Here is a 9,982-nt window from a genome sequence, read left to right on the forward strand (position 1 = left end):
ATTGGCAACTCACTCATTTTTAAAATAACTTAAATTCGCTGTGAGTCTATTTCATCTAAATCTGTTGAAGGCTTAATCTGTTCAAGGTTTAAGGTTCGGTGCAGTAAAGCGATTATGTTGCGCCACGGGCATTTTACTGCGGATGCTGTGCACCTCGGCCACATCGATATCGGCATGCACCCAACCTGTACCGGTTTTCTGCTCGGCAATTACCTCGCCCCAAGGGCCTATCACCATGCTCTGCCCCCAGGTCTCACGACTACCTTGGTTATGGGCGCCCCATTGGGCTGCGGCCAAAATAAAGCATTGAGTTTCAATGGCTCTGGCCTGTAATAACACCTGCCAATGGGCTTCTCCCGTGACCTTAGTAAAGGCCGAAGGCACGGTAATAATCTCGGCTCCCGCAAGGCGCAGCGCCCTAAATAAGTCCGGAAAGCGTAAATCATAACAGATGGTCAAGCCAATTTTGCCAAAAGGGGTGTCGATGACACTGATATGATTGCCGGGGCAGAAGGTTTCACTCTCGCGGTATTGCTTAGTGCCGTCGGCGACATCCACATCAAACAGATGCAGTTTATCGTATTGCCCTAAGGTATCACCTTTATCATCAAACAAATAACAACGGCTGTAGATGCGCCCATCCTCCGCCAGCGCAGGAATCGTCCCTGCCACCATAAACACCCGATAGCGCGTAGCTAAGGCACTTAAGGCAGATTTTAACGGACTGTGATGACTATCGCCCGCATAGGCTAGTTGCTGGCTCTCATGGCCACCAAACAATAAACTGCATTCGGGTAACACCACTAAATGCGGGGCATCTTTGTCCCATTGCAGGCACTCACGGGTTAATTCCTCAAGCTGCGATTCGATAAACAACAGATTCGCACTGACGTCGCGACTGCTCTGACATTGCAACAGGCTGATGCGCATGACTATCTCCTTGAATTGTGTTTATCGACAATACCACCTTGGGGCTCACAGGCTTAGGTTGTTCTGGTTCGGCTTTAGGCGGCTCAGCAGGCTCAACCTTAGGGAGCGTCGGCGTTTGCGGCGATGTCTCTTCCTTAACAGCTTTTACAGGTTTCTCTTTAGCTTTATCAGCATCTAGCGCAGGTTGCTCGTTGTTTTTTTCGGGCTCGACGGGCGGCTTATCGTCTGTCTTGGTCGGGGCGCTATTCTTGACGGGTGGCGCATCATTCGGCTCAGCACCCTCGGTTAGCGCTGGCAATTCGCCCCCCACCATAGGCAGAATCGACTCGGGGATTTCAATCTCTTTACTCTTACGTTCCAGTTCCTCTACCACAGGCTCAGACATAGTGCCCGTTACTCGGAAACGGATCTCAGAGATCACCTCAATCACAGGCTCTAACACTTTGGTTAAGGCAAACGCCCCAAGCCCGAGCGTCCACGCACTGGTACTGAGCAGCACCACAGTTGGCACACTTGAGGCCAGTTGCGGCACAAAACGGATATCGTAATTTAAGCTTTCGCTGGTGAGATCCGTATAGCCGCGCACCTTCATATTACCTGCTATCGCATCCATTTCAGTGTCCGTAGTTTTCACTACACCATTATCGATTTGCAGATTACCGGTAAAGGAATTGAAGTACATGCCTTGACCAAATACATCACTGAAATCTAAGGACAATTTACGTACTAATGAATCGAGGCTAAACAGTGAGAAAATCCGTGCGCCCTTATCGCTCACTTGGGATAAATGGCCTTTGCCCAATTCAAATTTAACTTTACCATTCAAGGTTTCAAGGGAAAACGCATAGGGTGCACCTTGCCAAGCTAGCTCGGCATTCACCTTCAATGGAGCTTCATTTACACCGGGATCGATCCCAAGTTGGTGACTCAAATAGCTAAACTGACTAGCATTCAAACTGACGGATAACTCGGTTTGATTTTGACCATTCTGCTGTTGCCAAATCCCATTCCCCTGCAAAGACACCTCAGGAGTGGTTAAAGATAACGTCTGAATGCGGTAACCCGAGGCTTGCGGACTTGCTTGCACCACTAACTGGCCAAATGGCTTATCGAAAAAACGAAAATCCTCTACATTCACCGCAACGGGCGGCAAATTAGTGAGCACCTGCTCCGCCGCAAAATCCGCTTCACCTTCAGGCTTCACATTGGGTGAAAAATAGAACTTACTGGCAGTCACTTTTAAACCTTGCGTCAACCAATTAGGGTAAAAATCTACCGTTCCTTCAAACTCACTAGCTTTGGCATCGAAGCGCCAACCATTTTCATTGGGTTTAGCGCTGAGTCTCAACTCTGTAAGCCCTTGCCCTAATAAATCAAACTTGCCGATATTTGCATCAACCCCAGCCACTGAAGGGAATAAGTTAGCGTTATTTGCCTCTTCCACCAAAATACCAGTGCGAGTCGGTTTGTTATCTGAAGCAACAAAGGCATTAATTACGGGTAACCAATTAGCTAACTTGCCACTGGTTACATCGATCTTAATGTGTCCAAGCTCGGTATTGGGCACCTCGGTAGCCTCGAAGAGTCGCCCTAATAGCAGATCAAAATAATTGAATTGCGTACCTTTTTCAGCCTCAAAGCCGCCAATAAACTCAGCTTGTTTATCGAGTTTTACCCTCAGGGTTGAAGTCTGCTGATCACCAGAAAACTCGGCCATTAAAGGCCTAGGCTCGTCAGCAGGTTTTGCGAAAATGCCCGGTAATGTTAAGGTGGCACCGACCAGATCGGAACCTAAATTGGCTTGAATTTGATAGCCTTGCTCATCGAATATCATGCTCAAGTTACCGCCCCAAGCGACTTTACCTTGGTAAAACTTACTTAAGGGATTTTGTAACTCTAAGGGTAAACGACTGAGATCCCAACGACTCTTCATATCCACATTCAGCGCAAAATCTTTACCTTCGGGTTGAGTGACAAAACTAAACTCCAAGGGCTGCTCAAACAGGCGAGACTTAATCCCTTTGCCTTCGACTATCTCGTTGGCAAATTGCACTGTGCCCTTCACCGCCTTGAGTTGTAACCCTGGCTGCGCAATAAACACCGGCGTGTTATCAAACATAATTTGACCGCGGATATCCTCAGCCTCACCCTCATACAAGGGAATACTAATATCTAAATTCCCCGTTATCGCGCCCTGCACTTGCACAACCTTTAAGGTTTTGCCCACAGTATCGGCAAGGGGAGAAGCCTGTAGCACTTGAGTCGCAGCACTGCCTTGGGTCGCAAGATCGGCCTGAATTTTTAACAGCGAATGCTCGCCTAACTCGGGAATAAACACGTGGGCACCATCGGCAACCACATTCATCAACTTTCCTTGGTTAACCCAGATATCCATGCGGGCATTTTCAAACAAGGCATCGAGGGAAAGATCAGTGACTGCGGGCCAATCTGGTTGGAATTGGTATTCGGCATTGTTTAAGGTAAATGCCGCTTGGAACACACCGCTATTATCCTCAAAGGGAAAACTCGATAATGCCCCCTGCCATAATACTTGGGCGTTTTGACTCTGCCCCGCTTTAATCGCACCATCCAGATACTCAACCAGTGACTCGCCCATGGCTTTGATCGGGAAGTATTTATCCGCATTGGCGGCATTTTTGACTTCAACATTGGCGGCAAGGGACATACTGGTAGCAGCGCTAAAATCCAGCTTTAGAGCAGCAGCAAGACCAATATCGTCGTTTTCGAACTGCACCTGAGGCACAGATAAGGTTGCCCTTTGGGTATCGAAGGCACCGGTTAACGCCGCGCCATGCAGCACTAAAGGCGCTGAAAATTGATCGCCAAAATCGAAGGTATAAGTTTGCTCGGGAAGCGAAAAAATTAACTTTTCATCCTGCCATTGCAACTTCAGATCCAAGGGGTTGATATTGGGTATTCCTTCCACTTTCTGCCAGTGCAATTGCTTAACGCTAGTGCTTGCGAGCAAAGGCTGATCTGCCGCTTGATAGAGACGAATCGGTCCGACGCTACCCTCGGGCGCGAGCTGAAACCATTGCTGCAATACGGCTAAATCGACACCCGGAAATAATGGCAAGAGTGGAAATAAGGTCGGTAAATCCAAACGGCTAACATAGGCATATAAAGCATCGTCTTGCTGCTTGGCCGCAAACTTCAGCTCGGGCCAATGCACTCCATTGGTGACAAAATCCAAATGAGTGCTGCTGATCTCCCAACCTGCCGCGTTTGGCTCCCAATGAATGCTACCGGACTGGATCTCAAACTTTTGCGGTTGACCTTGCATCGACCATTGCAACCAACTTGGCTCAAACTGCACGAGTCCAGAACGTAAACTTCGATGGGCAAAATCAAACCACGCCTTAAGATTGACTATCCCTTCTAAGGGCAGTTTTTTGCTTGGATCATAGGGATTAGGTTGGCGTGATGCCCATTCGCCCAAATCTAAGGACTGAGCCGCCAGATAAACTTGTCCAGTTAAACTCTCGGGCGCTGTAGCATCGCCGTTAATATCGAGTTGCAGGCTGAGCGATTCCTTAACCAAGGTATTGTTATCGAGGTAAATCTCCCCCGCGCCGCGGTGGCGCTCACCACTATTACGCCAATTGAGGTGACGAATATGAATGGGTCGATATTCATGTTGCAAGCTAAGCAGTTGCACCGAAGCATCCGTCAGCGAGAAACGCTCGAGCTGCTTTAAGAGCAGCTTATACAACCAATCGGTTTGCGCCGTTTGATTGGCCGCCCCCTGCGCCTTATTACCCGATAATTTATCGATATCGAGGGCAATATGAACACCATCGAAATTGACATCTTCAATGCGTGGACTGGTGGTCAGTAGCGATTGCCAAAAATCCAATTTGATTTGGACATGCTTCACCAACACGGTAACAGGGAGCTTGTCCTGCGTAGGGATCACTAGATTATCAACCGTTACCGCTGGGCCAAAGGCCTGCCAGTGGGCGGATAACTCGCCAACTTGGATATCAATTTGATATTCGCTTTTTACATACTCAACTAACTGCTGGCGTACTTCATCGACCTGAGGCAATAATCCACGGATCAAGCTTACCGTCAAGGCAAACAAGACTAAGATCAGTGCCAGTAATTGCCAGCAAAAACGGCTTAGTTTTTTAGCAGTAAAAAGCGTTGCCACTACATCATCACCACGTCGTATTTATGCTGGGAATACATAGGCTCATTTTGCAGGCGAATACGCTTACCTATATAAACTTCAAGCTCGGCGACCAAATGACTTTCATCTCCACTTAAGCTGTTATAGACAGCGGGCGAGCAGTAAAGCAAAAACTCGTCGGCGTCATAGGCCCGATTCAAGCGAATAATTTCGCGGAAGATTTCATAAGAGACAGTTTCTACCGTCTTCATGCTACCCGTGCCCTGACAGGCTGGACACTCACTGCATAGCACATGCTCTAGGCTCTCGCGGGTGCGCTTACGGGTCATTTCAACTAGACCCAACCCAGAGAAACCACTGACATTGGTCTTAACTCTGTCCTTGGCGAGCGCACTATTTAAGCTATTGAGTACCCGCGTTTTATGCTCGTCGCTCAGCATATCGATAAAGTCGATAATGATGATGCCGCCGAGATTTCGCAGCCGCAGTTGCCGTGCAATCGCTTGGGTGGCTTCAAGGTTAGTGTTAAAGATGGTTTCTTCAAGATTACGGTGGCCCACAAAGGCACCAGTGTTGATATCGACCGTAGTCATAGCTTCAGTCTGATCGATAATCAGATAACCGCCAGATTTAAGCTCCACCTTACGTCCCAGAGCGCGCTGGATTTCATTTTCGACATCGTACAAATCGAAAATCGGCGCAGGGCCAGAATAGTGCTCAATCTTGTCAGCGATTTCCGGCATAAACTCTTGGGCGAAGGCTTGCAGCTCGGCAAAGGTGCGGCGCGAATCGACTTGAATTCGGTCTAATTCGGTGCCGACAAAGTCGCGCACAATGCGCACCGGCAGGGCCAGATCTTGATAGAGTAATGCTACGCCACGGCGCTGACGCCGCTCGGAGACCTTAGACCATACTCGGCGCAAAAAAGCCGCATCTTGGGCAAGTTCGTCCTCACCTACGCCCTCGGCGGCGGTGCGGATAATAAAGCCGCCGTCTTCATCGACGAATGGCAGAGTGATTTTTTTAAGACGACTACGCTCTTCTTCCTGCTCAATCCGCTGGGACACCCCAACATGGCTCGAGCCAGGCATAAACACCAAATAACGGGAGGGCAGTGTGATATCTGTGGTTAGGCGCGCACCTTTAGTGCCCAGAGGGTCTTTCACCACTTGCACCATAATATCTTGCCCTTGGCGAACCAGCTCGGCGATATCACGGACAACAAAATGGCCCTTCTCCACATCGGCGACGCATTCGGTATGCGGCACTATGTCGGAGGCATGTAGAAACGCGGCTTTATCTAAGCCAATATCCACAAAGGCGGCTTGCATGCCGGGCAACACACGGCTGATTTTGCCCTTATAAATATTGCCCACCAAACCACGCTTCATGCGCCGTTCAATATGGACTTCTTGCAGCACGCCGTGCTCGACCAAGGCAACGCGCGCCTCAGACGGGGTTACATTAATCAGTAATTCTGAACCCATCTTGCGCTGAATTTTATTCGGATTTAAGCGACTGGTATTCACGACTCACCCCATTAGGGAAATTAAATTAATCTCAGTATGTTTTAAGCCTGAAAACCAATACCGCAGACTAGATAATGCCCGCCTCAGATAAGAGTTGGCGAGTTTCGACTAATGGCAAACCGACAACACAGGAGTAACTACCATCAATTGACTCGACAAAACAGCCACCTAATCCTTGGATCCCATAGCTGCCCGCTTTATCCATGGGCTCTTGTGAGGCAACATAGGCATCGATATCTGCATCAGAAAGCACACAAAAACGCACTAAGGTTTCAACTAAACGCACTGCGGTATGATTGACACTTGCTAAGGCGACGGCGGTCATCACAATGTGTGCTCTTCCAGAAAGCGCACGTAGTACCCGCTTGGCATCGGCCTCATCAACTGGCTTACCTAATATTTCATTTTCAAGCACCACGATAGTATCAGAACCTAATACAGCAGGCTGTGACATACCTGAGCATAATGCAAGCCCAGCCTGGGCCTTTTCAGCCGCAAGGCGCTGAACATAATCCCGTGGTAACTCTCCTGTCTTCGGAGTTTCGTCAATATCTGGTGCTACTTGCGCAAACGTAAAATCAGCCCGTCCGAATCCAATATGAGTCAGTAATTCTTTCCGGCGCGGCGATGTCGAGGCTAAAACTAAATTCACAACTAACGAACCTTATAATGACGTCGAATGCGACGTAAAATCCAAAAAATCCAAGGCCAAAAAACGAGGCCCGATAGTGCAGGCAAAAACAGTTCAGAGTGGAATGTTGCGCCATCCATCACAAACTCAACCCAATAAACAATGAGGTGATAGATAGCAATTAACAGCATTATGACCAGCGACTGTTGCCATTTCGGGAAGTTACGTAAACGCTGACAATGTAAAATAGCAATATAAATCACCAACGACATTGCCAAAGATCGAACACCTAAAGTCGCGCCCAAGAGAATATCGAGAGCTAAGCCCATAACCCAAGCCGTCAGAATGTTATATCTGTGGGGCAACGCAATGGACCAATAGATCAAAATCATCAGTAACCAATCAGGACGCCAGGCCTCAACAATTACTGGCAGTGGCATAATTTGGCTTAAGAGCCCAACAAATAGGGTTAGCCAAACCGCGATGCGTCCATTAGCAGCTTGTAAACTCATTAGTGCACCTCTGCTGGCGGTTGGGTAGTAGCAGCGTTAGATGCCCCATTAGCGTTACTGGATGCTGCATTGGGATTACTGGGTACCACATTGACATTTGTGCCCTGAGTACCGCCTTGAGTCGTTGGCGTTCCATTACTGGTATCAGGCTTAACGTCTTGTGCAGGATGATCTGCGGCCGGTACTGGCACTTGATTAGGCAGTGTCACACCCGAATCTGGCGATGGCCAAATTAACAGGAGATAACGAATACGGTCGAGTGCCGCCAGTGGCTGAGCCGTGACTCGCGCATAACTTTGGCCATCTTCGGTAAAGACTTCCACTACCCGCGCAACCGGATACCCTTCAGGGAAGCGGTTACCTAAGCCAGAAGTGACCAGTAGGTCGCCCACACGAATATCGGTACTCTTGGCAACATGGCGTAACTCAATTTCATCAAGTTCCCCCGTCCCGTTGGCGACAAGGCGCACATCATTACGGGTAATCCGTACGGGTAAGCCATGGGACACATCAGACAGTAGTAACACTCGGCTAGTCATCTCACTGACCTGCACAACTTGCCCCACCACACCTTGCGCATCCACAACAGGCTGACCAACAAAGACACCACTGCGGGAACCTCGGTTTAAAACCACATAATGATGGGAAGGATCGCTGGCAACCTCCATGACCTCTGCAACCATCTTGAGAGAATCCTGATAGGCAGGCGAACCTAGCAAGGCGCGTAAGCGTTCGTTTTCCTGACGTAAATGCTCGAAACGCTGTAAGCGTTCACTCATTAATAATTGTTGCCTTAACAGCTCTTTATTTTGCAACGCCAACATATTGCGGGTCGCAAAACTCTCAGAAGACCAATCGAGGATCGCACTGGGGACACTCGCGAGGTATTGAATAGGGCTTAAAGCGGATGAAAGGGATTCACGGGCAGGCTCAAGGCGGTGATTTGCCGCAAGCAAAATCACCGACAGGATAATTGCCAGTGTTAAACGGAACTGGTTCGAAATACCACGAACAAAAATTGGCTTCATAGGAAAGCTAAGGCGGTGATTAGCCGCCCTATACCGAAGTTAGATTAGGTTTCTTCGGAGAACAGATCGCCGCCGTGCATATCAATCATTTCAAGGGCTTTACCACCACCGCGCGCTACGCAGGTCAATGGATCATCCGCCACCATGACTGGAATTCCCGTTTCTTGCATCAATAAACGGTCTAAATCACGCAATAAGGCGCCACCACCGGTTAACACCATGCCGCGCTCAGAGATATCAGAAGCTAATTCTGGTGGTGATTGCTCTAGTGCCACCATAACCGCACTCACAATGCCCGATAATGGTTCTTGCAACGCTTCTAAAATTTCGTTGCTGTTGAGCGTAAAGCTACGAGGTACACCTTCGGCCAAATTACGACCACGGACTTCAATCTCTAATACTTCATCACCTGGATAAGCAGTACCGATAGTGTGTTTGATACGCTCAGCGGTCGCTTCACCAATCAAACTACCGTAATTACGGCGAACATAATTGATGATGGCATCATCAAACTTGTCACCGCCAATACGCACAGAAGAAGAATATACCACACCATTCAAGGAGATAATGGCAACTTCAGTGGTACCACCACCGATATCAACAACCATTGAACCAGTGGCTTCAGACACAGGTAAACCAGCACCGATAGCCGCGGCCATTGGTTCTTCAATCAAATACACTTCACGGGCACCCGCGCCCATGGCTGACTCGCGGATTGCACGGCGTTCAACTTGCGTTGCGCCAACGGGAACACAGACTAAAACACGTGGGCTTGGGCGAAAAAAGCTGTTGTTATGCACTTGCTTAATAAAGTGCTGCAACATTTTCTCTGTCACATAAAAGTCTGCAATCACACCGTCTTTCATTGGACGGATTGCTTGAATATTGCCAGGAGTACGGCCTAACATCTGTTTAGCTTCTGTACCTACAGCCGCTACAGATTTCTGACCAGAGCTGTTACGCTCGCCACGTATAGCAACAACTGAAGGCTCATTGAGGACGATGCCTTCATCACGAACATAAATTAAGGTGTTAGCTGTACCCAAATCGATCGATAGATCATTAGAAAAAATGCCACGCAGCTTCTTGAACATGTAACTAGCCTGTATTCTGTGGAGTCAGAAGAAAAGAAAAATCAGCTAACTTTATCAATGCCACCCTGATTCCACAAGACCGTTGAGGTTAACAATCGCTAATGG

General features: G+C 48.5%; 7 protein-coding genes. All 7 read right to left on the reverse strand.

Features of this window, described 5'->3' with window-relative positions:
- Window positions 1-81: 81 nt before the first annotated feature.
- Window positions 82-930: a carbon-nitrogen hydrolase family protein gene (locus tag MMG82_RS00680; RefSeq protein WP_047534428.1), complete on the reverse strand. Its 849-nt coding sequence runs from the start codon at window positions 928-930 to the stop codon at window positions 82-84.
- Window positions 854-5,104 (reverse strand): YhdP family protein, encoded by a 4,251-nt coding sequence (locus MMG82_RS00685; protein WP_241406258.1) that lies wholly within the window; start codon window positions 5,102-5,104, stop codon window positions 854-856. The genes MMG82_RS00680 and MMG82_RS00685 overlap by 77 nt, the downstream gene beginning before the upstream one ends.
- On the reverse strand, window positions 5,104-6,570 hold the full coding sequence (gene rng, locus MMG82_RS00690) for a ribonuclease G (protein WP_051714234.1): 1,467 nt from the start codon (window positions 6,568-6,570) through the stop codon (window positions 5,104-5,106). The genes MMG82_RS00685 and rng overlap by 1 nt, the downstream gene beginning before the upstream one ends.
- Before the next feature lie 109 nt (window positions 6,571-6,679).
- Window positions 6,680-7,264 (reverse strand): nucleoside triphosphate pyrophosphatase, encoded by a 585-nt coding sequence (locus MMG82_RS00695; protein WP_037422448.1) that lies wholly within the window; start codon window positions 7,262-7,264, stop codon window positions 6,680-6,682.
- A 2-nt stretch (window positions 7,265-7,266) separates the two neighbouring features.
- Window positions 7,267-7,755, reverse strand: coding sequence for a rod shape-determining protein MreD (mreD, locus tag MMG82_RS00700; RefSeq protein WP_037422445.1), 489 nt, complete (start codon window positions 7,753-7,755; stop codon window positions 7,267-7,269).
- Complete coding sequence (gene mreC, locus MMG82_RS00705) at window positions 7,755-8,783, reverse strand: rod shape-determining protein MreC (protein ID WP_037422442.1); 1,029 nt, start codon at window positions 8,781-8,783, stop codon at window positions 7,755-7,757. The genes mreD and mreC overlap by 1 nt, the downstream gene beginning before the upstream one ends.
- Before the next feature lie 44 nt (window positions 8,784-8,827).
- Complete coding sequence (locus MMG82_RS00710) at window positions 8,828-9,877, reverse strand: rod shape-determining protein (RefSeq protein ID WP_007651015.1); 1,050 nt, start codon at window positions 9,875-9,877, stop codon at window positions 8,828-8,830.
- Between the last annotated feature and the right edge of the window lie 105 nt (window positions 9,878-9,982).

The organism is Shewanella sp. MM_2022_3 (genome assembly GCF_022557375.1).
Taxonomy (GTDB): domain Bacteria; phylum Pseudomonadota; class Gammaproteobacteria; order Enterobacterales; family Shewanellaceae; genus Shewanella; species Shewanella xiamenensis.

Coding starts and splice junctions, on each gene's coding strand:
- MMG82_RS00710 (WP_007651015.1), bottom strand. CDS start 9,877: ATGTTCAAGAAGCTGCGTGGCATTTTTTCTAATGATCTATCGATCGAT.
- MMG82_RS00680 (WP_047534428.1), bottom strand. CDS start 930: ATGCGCATCAGCCTGTTGCAATGTCAGAGCAGTCGCGACGTCAGTGCG.
- rng (WP_051714234.1), bottom strand. CDS start 6,570: ATGGGTTCAGAATTACTGATTAATGTAACCCCGTCTGAGGCGCGCGTT.
- mreC (WP_037422442.1), bottom strand. CDS start 8,783: ATGAAGCCAATTTTTGTTCGTGGTATTTCGAACCAGTTCCGTTTAACA.
- mreD (WP_037422445.1), bottom strand. CDS start 7,755: ATGAGTTTACAAGCTGCTAATGGACGCATCGCGGTTTGGCTAACCCTA.